The sequence below is a fragment of the Streptomyces sp. NPDC052299 genome, assembly GCF_040679335.1.
GTDB lineage: Bacteria > Actinomycetota > Actinomycetes > Streptomycetales > Streptomycetaceae > Streptomyces.
Genome location: NZ_JBFAUP010000003.1, coordinates 301,956 through 322,358, shown reverse-complemented (window position 1 = coordinate 322,358; position 20,403 = coordinate 301,956). Strand labels below are relative to the sequence as shown.

At 72.8% G+C, this 20,403-nt stretch carries 16 protein-coding genes and 1 riboswitch; of the genes, 9 read left to right on the top strand and 7 right to left on the bottom strand.

The window, feature by feature from the left end:
- Positions 1–131 precede the first annotated feature (131 nt).
- On the top strand, positions 132–1,856 hold the full coding sequence (locus AB0L33_RS07000; RefSeq protein WP_365678452.1) for a peptidase: 1,725 nt from the start codon (positions 132–134) through the stop codon (positions 1,854–1,856).
- Positions 1,857–2,159: 303 nt separating this feature from the next.
- Here the strand turns inward: AB0L33_RS07000 and AB0L33_RS06995 are convergent, their stop codons facing one another.
- Positions 2,160–2,450: a chorismate mutase gene (locus AB0L33_RS06995; RefSeq protein ID WP_365678450.1), complete on the bottom strand. Its 291-nt coding sequence runs from the start codon at positions 2,448–2,450 to the stop codon at positions 2,160–2,162.
- 332 nt (positions 2,451–2,782) lie between these two features.
- Between AB0L33_RS06995 and guaA the strand changes: the two genes are divergently transcribed.
- The 4 genes from guaA (at position 2,783) to AB0L33_RS06975 (ending at position 7,437) form a co-directional block, all read left to right on the top strand.
- Complete coding sequence (guaA, locus tag AB0L33_RS06990; RefSeq protein ID WP_365678448.1) at positions 2,783–4,369, top strand: glutamine-hydrolyzing GMP synthase; 1,587 nt, start codon at positions 2,783–2,785, stop codon at positions 4,367–4,369.
- A gap of 213 nt (positions 4,370–4,582) precedes the next feature.
- Entirely contained in the window at positions 4,583–5,338 is a 756-nt protein-coding gene (locus AB0L33_RS06985; protein ID WP_365678446.1) for a class I SAM-dependent methyltransferase, read from the top strand.
- 146 nt (positions 5,339–5,484) lie between these two features.
- On the top strand, positions 5,485–6,750 hold the full coding sequence (locus AB0L33_RS06980) for a hypothetical protein (protein WP_365678444.1): 1,266 nt from the start codon (positions 5,485–5,487) through the stop codon (positions 6,748–6,750).
- A 165-nt stretch (positions 6,751–6,915) separates the two neighbouring features.
- Complete coding sequence (locus tag AB0L33_RS06975) at positions 6,916–7,437, top strand: DoxX family protein (protein WP_365678442.1); 522 nt, start codon at positions 6,916–6,918, stop codon at positions 7,435–7,437.
- A gap of 156 nt (positions 7,438–7,593) precedes the next feature.
- On the opposite strand, the gene AB0L33_RS06970 is transcribed toward AB0L33_RS06975, so the two are convergent.
- Positions 7,594–8,907 (bottom strand): PspC domain-containing protein, encoded by a 1,314-nt coding sequence (locus tag AB0L33_RS06970; RefSeq protein WP_365678440.1) that lies wholly within the window; start codon positions 8,905–8,907, stop codon positions 7,594–7,596.
- A 197-nt stretch (positions 8,908–9,104) separates the two neighbouring features.
- On the opposite strand from AB0L33_RS06970, the gene AB0L33_RS06965 reads away from it, so the two are divergent.
- Positions 9,105–10,403: a PspC domain-containing protein gene (locus AB0L33_RS06965; RefSeq protein WP_365678438.1), complete on the top strand. Its 1,299-nt coding sequence runs from the start codon at positions 9,105–9,107 to the stop codon at positions 10,401–10,403.
- Positions 10,387–11,091 carry a response regulator transcription factor gene (locus tag AB0L33_RS06960; protein ID WP_164398286.1) on the top strand — a complete coding sequence of 235 codons (705 nt, stop codon included), beginning with the start codon at positions 10,387–10,389 and terminating at the stop codon, positions 11,089–11,091. Before AB0L33_RS06965 ends, AB0L33_RS06960 begins: the two co-directional genes overlap by 17 nt.
- On the opposite strand, the gene AB0L33_RS06955 is transcribed toward AB0L33_RS06960, so the two are convergent.
- Together AB0L33_RS06955 and AB0L33_RS06950 are read right to left on the bottom strand one after the other, a co-directional pair.
- A complete protein-coding gene (locus AB0L33_RS06955) occupies positions 11,088–11,861 on the bottom strand; it encodes a GNAT family N-acetyltransferase (protein WP_365678435.1) in 774 nt (257 codons plus the stop codon). The two genes, AB0L33_RS06960 and AB0L33_RS06955, sit on opposite strands and share 4 nt — an antisense overlap.
- A 42-nt stretch (positions 11,862–11,903) precedes the next feature.
- Positions 11,904–12,950 carry an NlpC/P60 family protein gene (locus tag AB0L33_RS06950; RefSeq protein ID WP_365678433.1) on the bottom strand — a complete coding sequence of 349 codons (1,047 nt, stop codon included), beginning with the start codon at positions 12,948–12,950 and terminating at the stop codon, positions 11,904–11,906.
- Between the two features lie 310 nt (positions 12,951–13,260).
- On the opposite strand from AB0L33_RS06950, the gene AB0L33_RS06945 reads away from it, so the two are divergent.
- Positions 13,261–13,614 (top strand): hypothetical protein, encoded by a 354-nt coding sequence (locus AB0L33_RS06945; protein ID WP_361023816.1) that lies wholly within the window; start codon positions 13,261–13,263, stop codon positions 13,612–13,614.
- A gap of 54 nt (positions 13,615–13,668) precedes the next feature.
- Here AB0L33_RS06945 and AB0L33_RS06940 read toward each other — a convergent pair whose 3' ends face one another.
- Positions 13,669–14,829 (bottom strand): NlpC/P60 family protein, encoded by a 1,161-nt coding sequence (locus AB0L33_RS06940; RefSeq protein WP_365678431.1) that lies wholly within the window; start codon positions 14,827–14,829, stop codon positions 13,669–13,671.
- Positions 14,828–14,979: riboswitch (cyclic di-AMP (ydaO/yuaA leader) on the bottom strand. It overlaps the preceding gene by 2 nt.
- A 161-nt stretch (positions 14,980–15,140) precedes the next feature.
- Here AB0L33_RS06940 and pcrA point away from each other — a divergent pair.
- Complete coding sequence (pcrA, locus tag AB0L33_RS06935; RefSeq protein ID WP_365678429.1) at positions 15,141–17,579, top strand: DNA helicase PcrA; 2,439 nt, start codon at positions 15,141–15,143, stop codon at positions 17,577–17,579.
- A gap of 58 nt (positions 17,580–17,637) precedes the next feature.
- On the opposite strand, the gene AB0L33_RS06930 is transcribed toward pcrA, so the two are convergent.
- Positions 17,638–19,035 carry a M23 family metallopeptidase gene (locus AB0L33_RS06930; RefSeq protein ID WP_365678427.1) on the bottom strand — a complete coding sequence of 466 codons (1,398 nt, stop codon included), beginning with the start codon at positions 19,033–19,035 and terminating at the stop codon, positions 17,638–17,640.
- 197 nt (positions 19,036–19,232) lie between these two features.
- Positions 19,233–20,090 carry an alpha/beta fold hydrolase gene (locus tag AB0L33_RS06925; RefSeq protein ID WP_365678425.1) on the bottom strand — a complete coding sequence of 286 codons (858 nt, stop codon included), beginning with the start codon at positions 20,088–20,090 and terminating at the stop codon, positions 19,233–19,235.
- Positions 20,091–20,403 lie beyond the last annotated feature (313 nt).

The following is a 20,403-nucleotide window of genomic DNA, read 5'->3' as shown; positions in this document are numbered from 1 at the left end:
GGTGGATCACTCCGCTTGTCGTGCCCGATCCGTGATCTGGTTCCGGGCAACTTTTCCCGGGCGCCCCCGGTCGTACCCCCTGTCGCCGCCCCAGCGGTCACACAGCTCCCGACGACCCCGAAGGCCCCGAGATGAGAAGCACGATTCCGTTCCGCCGTGCGCTGGGCGTCCTGGCCTCGGCCGGTCTGCTGGCCGCCGGAACGCTCACGACGGCCGGTCCGGCCCAGGCAGCCGACCCCGCATTCACGATCGGCGGCCCCGCCGAGACCGCGCTGCACCCGTATCCGGCCACGGGCTCCCCGCAGAAGGCGAGCCTCGACATCACGGTGACCAACCCGTCCGAGGACGAGGAGAACGGGGTCTTCGCGGACGAGTACACCGTCCGCTTCGACTTCGGAAAGCTGGCGGGCGTCGCGGACGTGTCCTTCGACGAGGACGGCAGCCTGGACTGCGAGCGGACCGGAACCACCGCCGTCTGCCACGACTACGGGATCTGGCCCGGCCTGAGCACCCTCGCCGAGCTCCAGGTCAGCGCCGCCAAGGGCAGCGAGGACGGCGACTCCGGCTCCATCGAGGTCACCGCCGAGGCGGACGGCGCCACCTTCCGGCCGTTCACCGCGCGCGTGTCGGTCGGCGGGCCCGACCTCTCCATGAAGCGGCTGCCGCTGAAGACGGAGCTCAAGCCCGGCGACAGCCAGCCCGTGCCCATCACCTTCACCAACAACGGCACCCGCGCCGCCCAGGGCGTCCTGCTCACCCTGCGCAACACGCGCGGCCTGGAATTCACCGAGCGCTACCAGAACTGCGAGTACAGCGAGGAGGACCTGGGCATGGGCAGCCCCGGCGCCTGGTCCACCGCGCTGTGCAGCTTCCCCGGCAGCTTCGAGCCCGGCGCCACGTACACGCTGGAAGTGCCGCCCACCCTGCGGGCCACCGAGCGCGCCTTCTACGACTCCTTCCTCTACCGGATCAACGAGGACGGCACCGACGCCCGCACGGCGCTGCGCTCCGGCGCCCGCTTCAGCCCCGGCAAGGGCGCGAAGCTGGCCCTGCGCAGGACCCCGGCCGTCCGCTCGGCCGACCTGGACCCGGCGGACAACCAGCAGGACGCCGACTTCCGGACCACCAACACCGCCGACTTCGCGGCCTACGGCGACAAGGCCGCGGGCAAGCCGGGCGACACCGTCGACGTGACCCTGGGCTTCCGCAACAGGGGCCCGGCCTGGATCGGGTACATCCGCTCCGGCGAGCCCGTCGCCACCGTCGACTTCACCGTGCCCCGCGGCAGCCACGTCGTCTCCAGGCCGGACATCTGCCGGGGCGTGACCGCGAGCGGCGAGTACCGCGAGAACCAGGAGAAGGCGCCGCGCTACTTCTGCTCCACGCCCATGTCCGTCCTGGAGGACGCGGACTTCGCCCTGCCCTTCCGGCTGAAGCTCGACTCGGCCGACACCGGCAGCAAGGGCGCGGTCGTCGTCCGCAACACCCACCTCCAGGCGCCCCCGCTGCCCTTCGACCCGAAGCCCGCCAACAACAAGGCGTGGGTGGAGCTCAACGGCGAGGACGCGCACACCACGACGGGCGGCTCCGGCAACGGCGGCTCGACGGCCACCGGGGGCTCGTCCTCGTCGGGCACGAGCGGCACGACCGGCTCCGGCTCGTCCGGCACCGACGGCACGAGCGGCACCGACGGAACCAGCGGCACGACCGGCTCCGGCACCACGGGCTCCGGCTCCGGCGACGGCTCGCTCGCCTCCACCGGCACCGTCGCGCTCGCCGCGTCCGGCGCGGCCCTCGTCGCGCTTCTCGCGGGCGGCGTCCTGTTCACCGTGTCCAGGCGGCGGGCGACGCGCTGACCCCGTACACGCGGAAACGGCCGGCCCCGGGCGTCCCCGGAGCCGGCCGTCTCGCCGGAGAGACCCGATGGTCCCTCCGAGTGACCGGGCTGCTGTCCCCTGCCGACCGGTCACGCACGCCGGTGCGCGGTCCCACGGCGTACACGCGGTACGCCACGCACCCCGGCGGAGCCACGTGTGGTTCCCCAGAAGATCCGTACCTGGCCGGCACGGACACCGGGACCAACGAAGCCGCGCCGGAGCCGGTCACGCGCCGTACGGGTGAGACTCGGCCCGAACTGGGATACGGCGGGGGAGCGCAGTTCAGACCCGGCCCCGGCACAGCTCCAGGAGCGTCATCGCCAGCGAGGTGCCCGGCTTGCCCAGCGCCTCGCGGTAGCGGACCAGGATCTCCGTCTCGCGGGACAGGTTGACCCGGCGGCCGCCCGACGTCATCCGGGCCTCCTGGATCACCGCCGAGACCGCCATCCGCTCCTGGACGAGCCCGATGATCCGGTCGTCCAGGGAGTCGATGCGGGTGCGGGCGTCGCCGATCAGGGACGCGGCCTCCTCGGTGCGGGCGCCGGTGGTCTCGGTGCTGGTGGTGCTGCTCATGTCGGGTCTCCCGGTGAGATGCGGCACCCCCGGGCCGGACGGGCCGGGAACGCAGAACGCCCCGGGCCTGTCGGCCCGGGGCGCCTGGAACGTTGCTTGTCAGTTCAAGCAGCACGACCATGGCAGCCGGCGGGCCGGATGCCATAGGTAAAGACGAAGGTCGTGTGCTGACGCATGGGGACAGTATGGCCCCCTCGCCGATCCGGGCCCGCACCCGGCCCGGATCGTGAGACGGCGCACACCCGGGGCGGCGGCCCCGGACCGGGGCAGGTCACTTCCGGCCGCCGGTAGAATTGGAGGACCGACCCCTCTCCACCGCCGGAAGGCCGCCCGTGCCAGCAGCACCCCCCGCCGCCCCCGATACCACCACCGACGTGGTCCTGGTAGTCGACTTCGGCGCGCAGTACGCCCAGCTCATCGCCCGCCGCGTCCGTGAGGCCCGGGTCTACAGCGAGATCGTGCCGTCCACGATGCCGGTGGCCGAGATGCTGGCCAAGAACCCCCGCGCGATCATCCTCTCCGGCGGACCGTCCTCCGTCTACGCCGAGGGCGCGCCCTCGCTCGACCGTTCGCTCTTCGAGGCCGGGGTCCCCGTCTTCGGCATGTGCTACGGCTTCCAGCTGATGGCGACCACGCTCGGCGGCACCGTGGACGACAACGGCGCCCGCGAGTACGGCCGCACCCCGCTGACCGTCTCCAAGTCCGGCTCCACCCTCTTCGAGGGCACCCCGGACGAGCAGTCGGTGTGGATGTCGCACGGCGACGCCTGCTCCGCCGCCCCCGAGGGCTTCACCGTCACCGCGTCCACCGACGTCGTCCCGGTCGCCGCCTTCGAGAACGACGAGAAGAAGCTCTACGGCGTCCAGTACCACCCGGAGGTCATGCACTCCACGCACGGCCAGCAGGTCCTGGAGCACTTCCTCTACCGGGGCGCGGGCATCGAGCCCACCTGGACCACGGGCAACGTGATCGAGGAGCAGGTCGCCGCGATCCGCGCCCAGGTCGGCGACAAGCGCGCCATCTGCGGCCTGTCCGGCGGGGTGGACTCCGCCGTCGCCGCCGCCCTCGTCCAGAAGGCCATCGGCTCGCAGCTCACCTGCGTGTACGTCGACCACGGCCTGATGCGCAAGGGCGAGACCGAGCAGGTCGAGAAGGACTTCGTCGCCGCGACGGGCGCCAAGCTCAAGGTGGTCGACGCCGAGAAGCGCTTCCTCGACGCCCTGGCCGGCGTCTCCGACCCGGAGCAGAAGCGGAAGATCATCGGCCGCGAGTTCATCCGCGTCTTCGAGCAGGCCCAGCTGGAGATCCTCCAGGAGGAGGGCCCCGAGGTCGCCTTCCTCGTCCAGGGCACGCTCTACCCGGACGTGGTGGAGTCCGGCGGCGGCACCGGCACCGCCAACATCAAGTCCCACCACAACGTGGGCGGGCTCCCCGAGGACATCGAGTTCGAGCTCGTCGAGCCGCTGCGCCAGCTGTTCAAGGACGAGGTCCGGATGGTCGGCCAGGAGCTCGGCCTGCCCGAGGAGATCGTCCAGCGCCAGCCCTTCCCCGGCCCCGGCCTCGGCATCCGCATCGTCGGCGAGGTCACCAAGGACCGGCTCGACCTGCTGCGCGAGGCCGACGCGATCGCCCGCGAGGAGCTGACCGCCGCCGGCCTGGACCGCGACATCTGGCAGTGCCCGGTGGTCCTGCTCGCGGACGTCCGCAGCGTCGGCGTCCAGGGCGACGGCCGCACCTACGGCCACCCGATCGTGCTGCGCCCGGTCTCCTCCGAGGACGCCATGACCGCCGACTGGTCCCGGCTGCCGTACGAGACCCTGGCGAAGATCTCCACCCGCATCACGAACGAGGTCGCCGACGTCAACCGCGTGGTCCTCGACGTGACGAGCAAGCCGCCGGGGACCATCGAGTGGGAGTGACCCTCCCCGAGACCCCTTGACGATGCCGCCGCCCGGCGAACCGGGCGGCGGCATCGTCACATGCGGCCCCGGCGCGCAATCCAGCCCCTCCGGCGCTTGAGGAGCGGGGTCCGGGGCGGCGCCCCGGTCTCGGGAAGGGGCCCGCCGCAGGCGCACCGCACCCCCGAAAAACGCGTGGCGCGCCCCCACGCACCCATGGCACGCTCCGCCCCCATGTCCGCCGAAAAGATCCGCACCCTGATGTCCGCCGCCCACAACGACCACCTGACCTGGAACACCCCCCTCTCCGACGCGCACGCCGCCCACCTGATCACCGCCTGCGCCCCCGCCCCGGGCGCCCGCATCGCCGACCTCGGCAGCGGCTGGGGCGAGCTGCTGATGCGCCTCGTGGAGTCCGCCCCCGACAGCACCGGGGACGCCGTGGAGACCGACCCGGAGGCCACCGCCCGCGGCCGGGCACTCGCGGCGGAGCGCGGCCTCGCGGAACGCGTACGGTTCCACGAGGTCCCCGCCGCCGAGTGGCCGGGCAGGGACTACGACCTCGCCGTGTCCATCGGCGCCTCGCACGCCTGGCCCGGCGGGACCGCCGAGGCGCTGGCCGCGCTGCGGGCGTCCGTAGGGCCCGGCGGCCGGGTCCTGTTCGGGGAGGGCTTCTGGGAGCGGGAGCCGGACGCGGCGGCGCTGGCCGGACTCGGCGCCGCGCCCGGGGACTTCGGCTCGCTGCTCGACCTGATCCGGCAGGCCGAGGCGGCGGGGCTCCGGGCCCTCCAGGTGACCGTCGCCGACCAGCGCGAATGGGACCTCTTCGAGTCGCACGCCAACATCGGCCGGGGCGAGCGCTGGGCGCTGGCCCACCCCGAGCACCCCCTGCGCGACGGGGTCGTCGCCGCCGTGGACGAGCGGCGCACCGGCTACTACGGCGGCTATCGGGGCACGCTCGGCCTGGCCTACCTCGTGCTCAGCACCTGAGCGGGTATCGAACACGCTGACGAAGATGCCCCTCCGGTGCGCCCCGATGCGGCAGCCCTCCCCTCCGTACGGCACAATTCGCAGCGTTCACAGACGAGTTGGACCGCCGACGGCGGCAACAGGGGCGGGAAAGGGCGGCGTTCTCCGTGGCGTTGGACGAGGCACGACAGGGCGCGCACGGCGGCGGCTGCACCTGCGGGGACTGCCCGCACGGGGCGCGCCAGGGACACCGGCGCGCGGTGGCCGCCTTCCTGGCCAAGCGCGACGAGTTCGCCGCCGGACAGGGACTGCCCGCCGGGGTCGCCCAGTCGGCGTCCGCGACCCGGCAGTGGGTCTCCGACGAGCTGACCGAGTCCGCGCGCGAGGTGGCCGACCGGGGCCGTGAGGCGGGGGACGCCTGGCTGTACCGGGTGTGGCAGCGCACCCTGGTCGTCGTCTGGGGCGGCCTCGCCGTCCTCGCCCTCGCCGAGGCCGCCACCGCGATCGGGGCGGGCTGGACCCACGCCCGCACCGCCGGACTCGTCGCCGGACTGGTCACCGCCGCACTGCTGACCGTCGCCGCCCACGTCCACCGGGCCCGCGGCGGCCTGCTCGCCCCGCTGATCGGTGAGGACAACCGGCTCTCCACCTCGCGCGCGGTCGCCGCGTCCTGGGTGCTGCTCGCCGTGTTCTCCGTGCTCGTCCTCGCCCTCGAACTGGCCGCCGCCTCCGGGCACGCCCGGCGCGACGAGCTGATCGAGGGCCTGGACCTGGCGCGCGGCGCCGGGATCGTGGCGGTGCTCGCGCTGGTGTGCGCCGTGGCGGTGGCCGTGCGCCGGGTGGTGAGCGTACGGGTGCTGTCCGGGCGGCTCCAGAAGCTGCGCGCCGACCGGCCGCGCGCGGCGGACCTGCTCACCGACGACTCGGGGCGCGGCGGCTTCACGGACGTGCAGTACGTGCTGGTGTCCACGGTCGCCGTGGTGTTCGCCGCCGTCCGGCTGGCCCGCAGGCCCGAGCAGCTGCCCGACCTGCCGTGGGGCCTCGCCCTCCTGGTGGCCGTGTCGGCGGCCGTCTACTTCACGGGCAAGTTCGGCGAGGGCGGCCGGCCCGTCGTCCTCTCGGTCGTCCGGGCCCGGGAGGCGGGCGACCTGGACGCGCCGATCCGGACCGGGGACGACATCGAGATCCGGGGCGCCGGTTTCGTGCCGCCCGGCGCGGGGGCCCCGGACCGGCTGGCCCGGGTCGTGGTGCGGATCGGGACCGTGCACGTCCACGTCCCGCTGGTGCCGGTCCCCGGGGGCTTCGCGAACCCCTCGGACACGCTGCTGACCGTGCCGGTGCCGGTCGAGGTGGAGCCGGGCGTGGTCGAGGTGCAGGTGGTGACGGCCGCGGGCACGGAGACGGCCCCGGTCGCCATCGACGTCACGGACTGAACCCCTTCCCGCGCCTCCTCCCGGCGGCGGCCCCCGTCGGCTCCCCGCGACTCCGCCCGGCGAACCGGACCGCGCCGGAGCCCTCCGTCCCGTTCGTACGTAAGGTCGGGTGACGGGCCGTACGGTCCGATGGCGCACGGCACGGCCGCGGAAGGCGGGAGCAGCATGTACGGGTACGGCGGTAACGGACGGGGCCTGGGGCGCGTCCAGGGCGAGGGCAGCAGCCTGCGGGACCTGGCGCGGCAGCACGCCCTGCTGCCGCTGCGGATCTTCCTCGGCGTCACCTTCGTGTACGCCGGGCTCGACAAGCTCACCGACAGCGCGTTCTTCCACGCCACCGGCCCCGGGTCGATCGGCGAGCAGATGCACGCCGTCCGCGACTCCGCCGCGATCCCCGGCCTGGTCGACCTGGCGCTGAACAGCCCGTCCGGCTTCGGCTACGCGATCGCCATCGGCGAGCTGGCCGTCGGCATCGGGACCCTCCTCGGCCTGTGGACGAGGATCGCCGCGCTCGGCGGCGCCCTGATCTCGCTGAGCCTGTGGCTCACCGTCAGCTGGCAGTACTCCCCGTACTACCTCGGCAGCGACCTGGTCTACCTCATGGCGTGGCTGCCGCTGCTGCTGGGCGGGGCCCCGTCGCTCTCCCTGGACGCGCTCCTCGCCACGCGCCGACGTCGTATCCGATAGCCGATCCAGGTCGCCCAGGCGGCCGTCCACAGCCCGCCGCAGAGCAGCGCGACGAAGAATTGCGGCGGGGCGTCCCAGGCGCCCGCCGCGTCCGCCGCGTATCCGGCGGCCAGGGCCAGCATCACCAGGCCGGTGACGGCCCGCCCCGGACGGAACTCATGACGCGGCACGGTTGACCTCCACCTGTCCGTAGTCCACTTCGAGATCCAGGTCGAGGGTGCCGCCCGGGGTGCTGCCCTCGGCCGGCGGCAGCGTCTTGCGCTGGTCCTGCGTGGCGCGGATGTCCAGATCCCCCTTGTGGCGCCCGTCCACCACGACGAGCGCGCCGAACCGGGTCCGGGCGTGCACCCGGACGGTGACCTCCGGCGGGACGTGCACGAGCACCCGGCCCGCCCGCGCCTCCACCCGGGTCCGCACGGTCTCGCCCTTCGGCACCGTGATCCGGGTCAGGTCCAGCTCGGCCTGGCCCGAGCCGATCGCGTACAACGGCTGGACCGCGGCGACGGACGCCGGGCGCCACTCCTCGCGCACCCAGTGCGTGCCGATGTCCTTCGGCAGCGAGGCGGCGCCCACCAGCAGCCCGGACGTGATCACCGCCAGCAGCAGCGTGCCGAACCCGGTCCGCCCGATGAACGCGCTCACCAGGATCGCCAGCCCGAACACCCCGAGCGCGGCGGCGAACCCGACCTCCAGGCTCGTGCCCATCGGCTGGGACCCCCAGGTCAGCCCCGTGCCGAGGCCGCCCGCGAGCAGTGCGGCGAGGAACGCCGGGCCGGCGAGGGACCGCGGCCCCCGCACCTCCCGCGACCGGGGCGGCGGCGGACGGAACGGCGCGTCGGGCGACGCCTCGCGCGGCTCGTCGTCCAGGGCGGCGGCGTCGTGCGGCCCCCAGAGGTAGCCGACCGCCACCTTCCCGGTCGACCCGTCCTTGACTATGGGGTCGCGCCACCACGACGGCCACGACTGCACCGGCGGGGCCTTCACCTCGGGCGGTGCCTCCGACGCCGCCTGGGTGGCCGCCTGGTGCAGCGGGTCCTCCGGATCGGCCTTCTTGCGCGCCTGCGTCCACATGGAGAAGCCGAGGACCGCGAGCGACAGCATCGCGGAGAACGCCAGCGTGCCGCCGTTCCCCAGCATCGACAGGAAGAGACCGCAGCCGATCAGCGCGCACAGCACCGCGCTCAGCGAAGCCAGCTCGACCCGCCCCGAGAGCAGCCGCCGCGCCTCGTTCTCCTCCTCGCCCTCCAGCGGGATCAGCAGCCAGGCGAAGCCGTAGAAGATCAGCCCGAAGCCACCGGTCACCGACAGCACCCCGAGCACGATCCGGAAGATCACCGGATCGACGTCGCAGTACCGGCCCAGCCCGCCGCACACCCCGGCCACCACCTTGTGCCGCGGGCTGCGGTGCAGGCGCGGAGCGGGGTCCTGGGGAGGTGCGGCGCCGGGCGGCGCGTCCTGGGGAACGGTCATGACTCCATGGTGACGGCCCCCGCGCCCCACCGGCACCCGCCCCGACCCTGGCCGGTCCCTGATATTGGCCCGGCCGTCCCTCAGGGGTGCCCGGCGCCCGCCCCGGCCCCACCCCGCTCCGCGTCCCGGCCGTCTCAGGGTCGAAGTGGGGGCCGACCCTGATGCCCTCACCCGTACGCGCATGTGACGATCGGACCATGCCAGCCGCCACGACCCGAGCCGCAAGCTCCCACGCCCCCGACCCGGAGGAGCCTCCGCTGCGCAAGCTGTACCGCAGCGCGGACGGCCGGCTCCTCGGCGGAGTCGCGCGCGGACTCGCCGGACACCTCGGACTCCCGGTCGCCTGGCTCCGGTTCGTCTTCCTCGGCCTGTTCTTCGCGGACGGTCTCGGCGCCCTGCTGTACGCGGTGTTCTGGATCGTGGTCCCGCTCGGTGTCGGCGGTGTGGACGGCCCCCGGTCCGTCTTCGAGACCGCCCCCGACGGCACCCGGCGCCTCCGCAAACCCGACAAGGGCCAGGTCTTCGCCCTCATCGCGCTGTTCTTCGGCGCCGCCGTCTTCGTCGGCAACGTCGACATGGGCAGCAAGGCCGACCGCTACATCTGGCCCAGCCTCCTCATCGGCGCCGGCTCCGTCCTGGTCTGGCGCCAGGCCGACAACGCCCGCCGCGCCCGGTGGATGGAGGTCGGCCGCCGCCGCCGCGTGCTGCAACTGGCCCGCGCCCTGGCCGGAGTCGCCCTCGTCGGCCTCGGCCTCGCCGTCTTCATGGTCGTACGCGGCTCCGCCGCCCAGCTCGGCAACGTCATCACCGCCGCGATCGCCGTGCTGACCGGCATCGCCCTCCTCGCCGGCCCCTACCTCGTCCGCATGACCCAGGACCTCTCCGAGGAACGCCTCATGCGCATCCGGGCCCAGGAGCGCGCCGAGGTCGCGGCCCACGTCCACGACTCCGTCCTGCACACCCTCACCCTGATCCAGCGCAACGCCGACGACGCCGGAGAGGTCCGCAGGCTCGCCCGCTCCCAGGAACGCGAGCTGCGCAACTGGCTGTACAACCCCGAGGGCACCGGCAAGGACGAGGACGACGAGCCCGAGACGCTGGCCGAGGCGGTCAAACGGGCCGCCGCCGAGGTCGAGGACAAGCACGGCGTCCCGCTGGAGGTCGTCGTCGTCGGCGACTGCCCGCTGGACGAGAAGCTGGCCGCGCAGATGCAGGCCGCACGCGAGGCGATGGTCAACGCCGCCAAGTACGGTGGCGAGGGCGGCGCCGTCCAGGTCTACGCGGAGGTCGAGGGCCGTACGGTCTTCGTCTCCGTGCGCGACCGGGGCCCGGGATTCGACCTGGACTCCGTACCGGGGGACAGAATGGGCGTACGAGAATCGATCATCGGCCGGATGCAGCGCAACGGCGGCACGGCCCGGCTGCGTTCGGTGCCCGGCGGGGGCACCGAGGTCGAGCTTGAGATGGAGAGGACGAGCGATGAACGGGACCAGTGAGGCGACCGGGGGCCGGGAGAACCCGGAGCGCCGGGTACGAGTCGTGCTCGTCGACGACCACCGGATGTTCCGCACCGGCGTACAGGCCGAGATCGGCCGCACCGAGGAGACCGGCGTCGAGGTCGTCGGCGAGGCGGCCGACGTCGACCAGGCGGTCACGGTCATCACCGCGACCCGCCCCGAGGTCGTCCTCCTCGACGTCCACCTCCCCGGCGGCGGCGGCGTCGAGGTGCTGCGCCGCTGCGCGCCCCTGATGGGCGCCGCCGAGAACCCGGTGCGCTTCCTCGCGCTCTCCGTGTCCGACGCCGCCGAGGACGTCATCGGCGTCATCCGGGGCGGCGCCCGGGGCTACGTCACCAAGACGATCACCGGCACCGACCTGGTCGACTCGGTCTTCCGGGTCCAGGACGGCGACGCGGTCTTCTCGCCCCGCCTGGCCGGCTTCGTCCTCGACGCCTTCGCCTCGACGGACGCGCCGCCGGTCGACGAGGACCTGGACCGGCTGACCCAGCGCGAGCGCGAGGTGCTCCGCCTGATCGCCCGGGGCTACGCGTACAAGGAGATCGCGAAGCAGCTGTTCATCTCGGTGAAGACGGTCGAGTCCCACGTCTCGGCGGTGCTGCGCAAGCTCCAGCTCTCCAACCGCCACGAACTGACCCGCTGGGCGACCGCGCGGCGCCTCGTCTAGTCGCGGTCCGCCTCCGGGTCGAGCGAGATGTTCAGCTTCTCGCCGACCCTGCGGTAGCCGATGGACGCGTAGATCCGCTCCACATCGGCGTCGCCCGGCTCCAGCCACACCACCCGGCAGCCCCGCTCGAACGCGGTGCGGGTCAGGTGCGCGGAGAGCGCTGCGCCGATGCCCCGGCGGCGGAAGTCCGCGCCGACCGCCAGGCCCGCCAGCTCGCTGAGCCCGTCCACCGGCACCGAGCAGCCGCCCGCCCCCGCCGGGGTGCCGCCGACCGTCGCGAGCGCGGCGACCCCGCCGCCCGCCGCCGCGTCCCGCAGCCAGCGCGCCGTGCCCTCCTCGGGCTCGCCCTCCCCGCCGTAGCCCAGGTGCTGGACGAGCGCGGCGGCGGCGAACTCCGCGTCGGTGGCGGGCTCCGCCACGACCAGGTCCGCGACCGGCTTCGGGTCCACCAGGTCGCCGGGGGCGCAGGCCAGGACCGGGGCCCGGTTCTCGACGGTGAACCCGGCGGCGAGCAGCGCCGGTTCGACGGCGGGCGCCCAGCCCGGCAGGAACTCCAGGCGGGGCATCCGGTCCAGCTCGCGGAACGCCGCTATGAGCGCGTCGAGTTCGCCGGGGGTCGGTTCCGCGTCCTGGTCCGGGATCGCGTAGTTGGCGTACTTGAGCGACCAGCCCGGGTTGTAGCGGATCACGAAGGGCCCGACCCGGACGTGGTCCGGGGAGCGCAGGGTGAGCGTGCGGGCATGGGTCTGGACGTCGGCGTCCATCGGCATGTTCGGGTGTCCTTCGGGCGGTTGGGTGCGAAGGCCCGGAGCCTATGCCACCCGGGTCGCCCCCGCGAAGGGCATTTCGTCGATGGGCGCGATCCGGACCGGGGCCCCGGGGCGCGGCGCGTGGATCATCCGGCCGTTCCCGATGTACAGGCCGACGTGGCTGACGCCCGAATAGAAGAACACCAGGTCACCGGGGGCCAGTTGGGAGCGTGGCACCCGCTGCCCGGCGTTGATCTGGGTGTACGTGGTCCGGGGCAGGGAGACCCCGGCGGCGCGCCAGGCGGCCTGGGTGAGCCCGGAACAGTCGAAGGAGTCGGGCCCGGTCGCGCCCCACACGTACGGCTTGCCCAGGGCGCCGTACGCGAAGGCGACCGCCTGGGCGGCGCGCGAGTCGGGCGCGGCGACGGCGGCGCGCGGGGCGCCGCGGTCGGCGTGACCGGCCCCGCGTCCGTCCTCGGAGGCGTTGTAGGAGGCGCGCTCGGCCGGGGTGAGGCGGGCGAGCAGGCGGCGGGCCTCGGCCAGCTTGGCGCGGACGGTCGCGCGGTGCTCCTTCAGGGCGGCCTGCCGGGAGGTCAGCTCGTCGAGCTTCCCGGTCGCCTCGGCGCGCACCTGGGCGATCTCCGCGACCTGGCGGCGCACCGAGCGCACCTCGGCGGCCCGGCGCTCACCGGCCCGCTCCGCGTAGGTGGCGCGGCGCAGGTACTGGTCCGGGTCGGAGGAGAGCGCCAGCTGCACCGAGGGGTCGATCCCGGCGGACCGGTACTGCGCGGCGGCGTACGCGCCGAGCACGTCGCGGGCGCTGTTGAGGCGGGCGGTCCTGCGGGCGGCCTCGTCGCGCAGGGCGTCGACCGACTTCGCGGCGGCGGTCGCCTCGGCCTTCGCGCCGTTGTACTTCTCGGTGGCGACCTCCGCCTCCCGGTACAGCCGGTCCACCTGGGCCTTGACCTGCCGTGCGGTGGGCGCGGGGTCCGCGTGCGCGGCTCCCGGCAGCACGGCGGCCGTCGCGGCTCCGGCGACGGCGAGCGTCGCCGCGGTGCGGGCCGCGGAGGCGGTGGTGAGGCGCTGCCTGGGTTTGCGATGCGCTGCCACGGGGGCGGGCGTCCTTCCGTGCGACGGCCCGGCGGGGTCTACCGGCGGGATTCTCCGGTGGCCGGCGAGGACGGTTCCTGGTCCACGGCCACCGGGAAGGGACGCTAATCCGAGGTCACGGGAAGGTGTCGTTATGACTGCTATTGCCCGCTCTTGGCGTGGCATTGTCGCCGGATGACCGCTCGTTAAGCGTGAGTGACCGGAAAAAGGGCCACAGAATCAGGCAAAAAGTGCATTCATCATTCAAGCGGCCCGTAGGCCCCCACCCTGCCCGGAGCGGTCCGGGGCGAGGGCTCTAGGGTGCGGAACCATGCGCGTACTCATCGATTTCGTCGTCGCCCTGCACATCATCGGCATCGCCGCCCTGCTCGGCGGCTTCCTCGGTCAGATGAAGGCGATGAAGGCCGGCACTGCCCGGTTCGTCCCCGGCATGCTGCACGGTGCGCTGACCATGCTCGTCACCGGCGTCGCCCTGGTCGGCCTGGACCAGGCCGACGACCACCCCGTGAACAACGTCAAGATCGGCATCAAGCTGCTGTTCCTGGTCGTGATCCTGGGGCTCGTCTACGTCAAGCGGGACGAGGAGAAGGTCGAGAAGGGGTTCTTCGCGGCGGTCGGCGCGCTGACCCTGGCGAACATCTTCATCGCCACGCTCTGGACCTGAGCGGCGGCACGCGAGAGGGCCGGTCCGCGCGGACCGGCCCTCTTTTTTTCCCGGTCAGGCCGGGCGCACGCTCCCGTAGATCGGCATGTAGTAGATCGACTCCTCGCGCACATTGGCCCCGGGCTTCGGCGCGTGGATCATCATCCCGTCACCCTTGTAGATCCCGACGTGGCTGATGTCGTCGTAGAAGAACACCAGGTCACCGGGTTGCAGATCAGCCGTGGCGATCCGCGTCCCGACGTTCACCTGGTCCCAGGTGGTGCGCGGGATATCGACGCCCGCCGCCTTCCAGGCCGCCTGCGTCAGCCCCGAGCAGTCGTACGAGGAGGGGCCGGTCGCCCCCCAGACGTACGGCTTGCCTATCTGGGCGCGGGCGAACGCGAGGACCTTGTCCGCCTTCGTGGAGGCGCTGGTCCCGGTGCCGGTGTCCGAGCCGGTGTCCGAGCCCGAGCCCGTCTCCGTACCGCTGCCGGCCGACTCCTCGGCCTTCCGCTCGGCTTCCTTCCGGGCGGCGGCCTGCTTCTCCGCCAGCTCCTCGGCCTTCCGCTTGGCCTCCGCCTCCTTCTTGCGCTCCAGCTCCGCCAGACGCGCCTTCTCCTCGGCGGTCAGCTTCGACAGCAGCGTCCGGGCCTCGGTCAGCTTCGTCTGGACGTTCTGCTTGCTGGTGCGCAGCGCGGCCTGCGACTTGGTCAGCGTCTCCAGGCTCTCCACGGCTTCGGCCCGCTGCTCGGACGCCTTCGCCTGCTGCTTACGGAAGTCCGTGACCGCCTGCTGCTGGCGCTCGGCCATCCGGTCCATGAGGTGCGTCTGGTCGAAGAACGACTGCGGGTCGTCGGCCAGGAAGAAGGTCGCGGTCGGCGCGAGGCCGCCGTTGCGGTACTGGGCGGCGGCGAAGTTGCCGAGCGTCCTGCGGGCGTCGTTCAGCTTCTCGGTGCGCTTGGCCACGTTGTCCAGGAGCAGGTCGACCCTGGACTTCTGCTTGTCCGTGGCTTCCTTGGCCTGGTTGTACTTCTGGGTCGCGTTGCCGGCCTGCCGGTAGAGGTCGTCCACCTTCTTCTGGACTTCCTCGATGCTCGGCTTCGGCGTGGGCGCGGCCGTCGCGCTCTGCGAGGACAGCAGGGTCACCGAGGCCAGCGCGGCCGAGGTCAGCCCGACGGCGGGGACGGTGGAGCGCACCCGGGTGCGCGGTTTGCGATGCGACGCCAAGGCCGGCATCTCCTTCCGTGGACCGCCTACCGGGTTAGCTGTCGGGTTCGGGCGGAACGGAAGGCTGCCCTACGGTCCCGTGGGGGAAGGACCGATTCACCCCGGTGCTGCGTGTGGGTCCCCGGTTCCGGGCGGGCCCGGATTCGGCGCGGCGGCCCGCTCGGCGTAGGTCGCCTCTGGGGGTACGGGCCGTCCGGAGGTGCACGCTAGCCAACTCATGGGGCCGCTGTGAAGGTTGGTGTGCGATATGCCCGATACATTTCCGTGACCTTTTCGGAGCGGGGCCGGGTGTCAGTAGAGAGCTTTAGACTCGGACAGCGATGAGCAGCCTCTTTGACGACAGTTTCCTGGCCGGCCTCCAGCAGGAGGAGGACGCGCCCCCGCCGCCCCCCGAGGACCCCGCACCCGAAGCGGTGCCGGAGGACCTGTTCGCGGGCGTGTTCGACGGGCCCCCGCCGCCTCGGGACGCGTACTACCGCGACGGGGCGCACCGCCCCGTCATCGACCCCGAGGCGCTGCTCGACGGGCTGAACACCGAGCAGCGCGCCGCCGTCGTGCACGCCGGGTCGCCCCTGCTCATCGTCGCAGGCGCCGGCTCCGGCAAGACCCGGGTGCTCACCCACCGCATCGCCCACCTGCTGGCCGAGCGGGGCGTCCACCCCGGCCAGATCCTGGCGATCACCTTCACCAACAAGGCCGCCGGCGAGATGAAGGAGCGCGTCGAGCAGCTGGTCGGGCCCCGGGCCAACGCGATGTGGGTCATGACCTTCCACAGCGCCTGCGTCCGCATCCTGCGCCGCGAGTCCAAGAAGCTCGGCTTCACGTCCTCGTTCTCGATCTACGACGCGGCCGACTCCAAGCGGCTCATGGCCCTGGTCTGCCGCGACCTGGAGCTGGACCCGAAGCGCTACCCGCCGAAGTCCTTCACCGCCAAGGTCTCCAACCTCAAGAACGAGCTCATCGACGAGGAGACCTTCGCCGGGCAGGCCGCCGACGGCTTCGAGAAGACCCTCGCCCAGGCGTACGCGATGTACCAGGCGCGGCTGCGCGAGGCCAACGCGCTGGACTTCGACGACATCATCATGACGACGGTCCACCTGCTCCAGGCGTTCCCGGACGTCGCCGAGCACTACCGCCGCCGCTTCCGGCACGTGCTCGTCGACGAGTACCAGGACACCAACCACGCCCAGTACACGCTGGTGCGCGAGCTGGTCGGCCCGGCCGGTCCGGAGAACGCCCCCGCCGAGCTGTGCGTCGTGGGTGACGCGGACCAGTCGATCTACGCCTTCCGGGGCGCGACCATCCGCAACATCCTCCAGTTCGAGGAGGACTACCCGGACGCGACGACGATCCTGCTGGAGCAGAACTACCGCTCCACCCAGACGATCCTGTCCGCCGCCAACGCGGTCATCGAGCGCAACGAGAGCCGCCGCCCGAAGAACCTCTGGACCAACGCCGGCACCGGCGCCCGCATCACGGGCTACGTCGCGGACACCGAGCACGACGAGGCGCAGTTCGTCGCCGAGGAGATCGACCGCCTCACCGACGCGGGCGACGCGAAGGCCGGCGACGTCGCCGTCTTCTACCGGACGAACGCGCAGTCCCGTGTCTTCGAGGAGATCTTCATCCGCGTCGGCCTGCCCTACAAGGTCGTCGGCGGCGTGCGCTTCTACGAGCGCAAGGAGGTCCGGGACGTCCTGGCCTACCTGCGGGTCCTCGCCAACCCCGAGGACAACGTCCCGCTCCGCCGCATCCTCAACGTGCCCAAGCGCGGCATCGGCGAGCGCGCCGAGGCCATGATCGACGCGCTCGCGCTGCGCGAGAAGATCACCTTCCCGCAGGCGCTGCGCCGCGTGGACGAGGCGTACGGCATGGCCGCCCGCTCCGCCAACGCCGTGAAGCGGTTCAACACGCTGATGGAGGAGCTGCGCACGGTGGTGGAGTCCGGCGCCGGACCCGCCGTGGTGCTGGAAGCGGTCCTGGAGCGTACGGGCTATCTCGCCGAGCTCCAGGCGTCCACCGACCCGCAGGACGAGACCCGCATCGAAAACCTCCAGGAGCTCGCCGCCGTCGCCCTCGAATTCGAGCAGGACCGGGGCGAGGAGGAGGGCGCGGGCACGCTCGCGGAGTTCCTGGAGCAGGTCGCGCTCGTCGCCGACTCCGACCAGATCCCCGACGAGGACACCGACGGCTCCGGCGTCATCACTCTGATGACCCTGCACACCGCCAAGGGCCTCGAATTCCCGGTGGTCTTCCTGACCGGCATGGAGGACGGCGTCTTCCCGCACATGCGGGCACTCGGCCAGGTCAAGGAACTGGAGGAGGAGCGCCGCCTCGCGTACGTCGGCATCACCCGCGCCCGCGAGCGGCTGTATCTGACCCGGGCCGCCATGCGCAGCGCCTGGGGCCAGCCCTCGTACAACCCGCCGTCGCGGTTCCTCGAGGAGATCCCGGACCAGCACCTGGACTGGAAGCGGAAGGGCCCGATGGCCGCCCCGGCGGGCCCCACCTCGGGGATCACCTCGTCGCTCTCCGCCTCCCGTGCCCGCTCCGGCCCCTCCGGCTTCGCGACCCGGCGGACCTCGGACAAGCCGACGATCACGCTGGTGGCGGGCGACCGGGTCACGCACGACCAGTTCGGCCTGGGCACGGTGACGGCGGTCGAGGGCGTCGGCGACCAGGCGAAGGCCACGGTCGACTTCGGCGACGACCGCCCCAAGAAGCTGCTCCTGCGGTACGCCCCGGTGCAGAAGCTCTGAGAAACGGGCGGCGGCCGGAGCCCCCGAGGCCCCGGCCGCCGCCGTCGTTTCCGTCCGCTCAGGTCGGGTTGATCCCGTGACCGCGCAGCCACGGCAGCGGGTCGATCGCCGCGCCGCCGCCCGGCCGCACCTCGAAGTGCATGTGCGGGCCGGTCGAGTTCCCGGAGTTCCCGGAGTACGCGATGACGTCACCGGCCTTGACCGGGCCCGAGCGGATACGGGTGCTGCTGAGGTGGCAGTACCAGGTCTCCGTGCCGTCGGCCATGGTCACGATGGCCATGTTGCCGTAGGCGCTGTTGTACTGCGTACGGACCGTGCCGTCGGTCGCCGCCATCACCGGGGTGCCGTACTGGACGGGGAAGTCGATGCCCGTGTGCACGGACATCCAGTTGACGCCCGCCTGCCCGAAGTAGGCGCTCAGCCCGTGCTGCTTGACCGGCATCACGAACTTGGGGCGCAGGGCCTCCTTGCGGGCGGCCTCCGCCTCGCGCTTCTTCTTCTCGGCGGCCTGCCGTTCCTTCAGGTCGATGCGTTCCTGGGTGCGGCTGGCGCGGTCCGCGAAGTTCTCGGCGTCGGCGCTGAGGTTGGCGAGCTGGGTGTCCAGCTTGTTGTTGGCCGCGACCGGCTTGACCGTGCCGGGGTCGGCGGCGGCCATGGTGGTGGTCGCGTCCTTCTTCGTCTCCTCCCCGCCCATGCCGCTCACGGAGGCGGCGGCGATCCCGGCCACGCTCATCACGCAGGCGGAGGGAACGGCGACGGTGAGGAGTGCGGAGCGCTTCGCGGGGGAACGCCTGCGGCTGCGTCCGCCCCGGCGGGGCTCGGCGGGGGCGAGATCGGGGTGCGGCTCGGCGGCCTCGTCCGGCTCGGCGCCGTCGGCGGCGCGGCGGTGGGGCTCGTACGGGTCGTAGTCGCCGTTCTCGTACGACTCGTAGGTCTCGTAGCTCTCGTACGGCTCCGAGGGGGCGGCCTGTTCGGCTTCGTTCGAGGCGGCCGGGCTTTGCACATTTTGCTCTTCGTGCCCGGGCGTGGCGCCGGTGTTCCAGGCGGTGGCGTCGTACACGCCGGTGTCGTACGTCCCCGTGTCGTCCGAGGGCCACGCGGTCGCGGCGGCGGTCCAGGCGGTGGTGTCCCACTGGCCGGAGTCGTAGCCGTCCGCCGGAAGCCAGGTCGCGGCGGTGTCGTACTGCGGGTGCTGCTGGGCCTGGTAGCCGTGGTGGGCGCCCGTGTCCCACTGGGTGGTGGCGTACGCGTCGCCGTATCCGGTCGCGCCGCCGGTGTACGGGATGCCGTAGCCCTGCGAGGTGTCGTACGAGGCGTCATAGGCGCCGTCGTAGGTGGTGCCGGTGCCGGGGAGTGAGCCGAAGAGCGGGTCCGTCTCGAAGCTGCCCGTCTCGAAGCCGGCTGTGGAGTAGCCGTCGTATCCGGCATACCCGGCGTGGGGGTGCTGGTCGTTCACCAACTTCTCTCTCGCCTCGGCAGCAGGACCAGGTTCCGGGGGCGTGGGGACCCCGGGAGAACTGGCGGCGACTGTACCCGGCGGTATCCGCCGTCGACAATCTTCGACGGCTCCGGGGCGGGCGGGAAACGGGCAATCGGCCGTCTTTCGGCGGGGCCCCCACAGAGCCTTGGCTCTATGTTCGAAGTTTGTTCGGTTTAGGCGGCGGGGGTGGTGCGGGTGGTTCCGGGGGTGGACACGGGCCCGCCGTCGGGGGTCTCCCGGGCGGGCTCCGCCTCGTCCAGTGCCTGCCGCACGGCAGCCGCGACGGCGGGGTGGACCGGCAGGGCGAGGTGGCCGATGCCGGTGACGCGTACGTTCACCGCGTCCAGGTCCGGGTGGTCGACACAGGCCGCGTCGGCGGGGACGATCACCCGGTCGAGTTCGCTCCAGAAGCTGACGAACCGGGTGCGGCAGCCGGGCGCGGGCAGCCGCAGTTCCTCGACGGGGGCCGAGCCCTCGCGCATCTGCCGCACGATGGGCAGCGCCCCCGCCAGCGGAGCGACGGCGGTTCCGGAGTGCGGCGTGCCCAGCGTGACGAGGGTCCGCACCCTTCGGTCACCGGCCAGCCGCTGTACGTAGTAGCGCGCGATGAGGCCGCCGAGGCTGTGGCCCACGATGTCCACCCGGGGGTGGCCGGTGCGGGCGCAGATCTCCTCGATGTGCCGGTCCAGCAGCTCGGCGGCCGTACGGATGTCGCTGGTCAGCGGGGAGTAGTTGAGCGATTCCAGATGGAGCCAGCCGTGCCGGGCCAGGGAGCGGCGCAGCAGGACGAAGACGGAGCGGTTGTCGATGAAACCGTGAAGAAAGACGACGGGCGGCCGGTCGGTGGGCGCGATGTCCGCGGCGCGAGCGCTCGCCGCGTCCTCGTCCGCCGGGGCCCGGCGGGGGTGGCGCTCACCGGCGATCCCGGTCGGATACAGCAGGGCGTGCCCGGCGAGCACGACGAGCTCCAGGGCGGTCGCTCTCAGCAGCGCGGCGGGCGGGGCGGGGAACGGCAGGCTGGGGGTCTTCATGGTCGGCCTCCTGCTCCGGGCGGGCGCCGCGCCGGCGGGCCGCGGCCCGTGCGGAGGGAGGCCCGTACCACCGTGCCGTGCGGCTGACGGCGCGGTGATACGGCGACCCGATGCGGCTCCCCGGGCGCCGGACCCACCCGGCGAAACCGCCGGGGGCGGGTCGTGTCCGGAAAGTCCCGTCCTACGCCCGCAGGCCGGACGGGGCTTCGCGGACACGGTCCGGGGCCGGTGCCCGTGAACAATGTCCCATGTGTGATTTCCCCCTCCCGGCGCACCGCGAAACGGCGGCTTGCGGGATGCTGTGGATAACGTT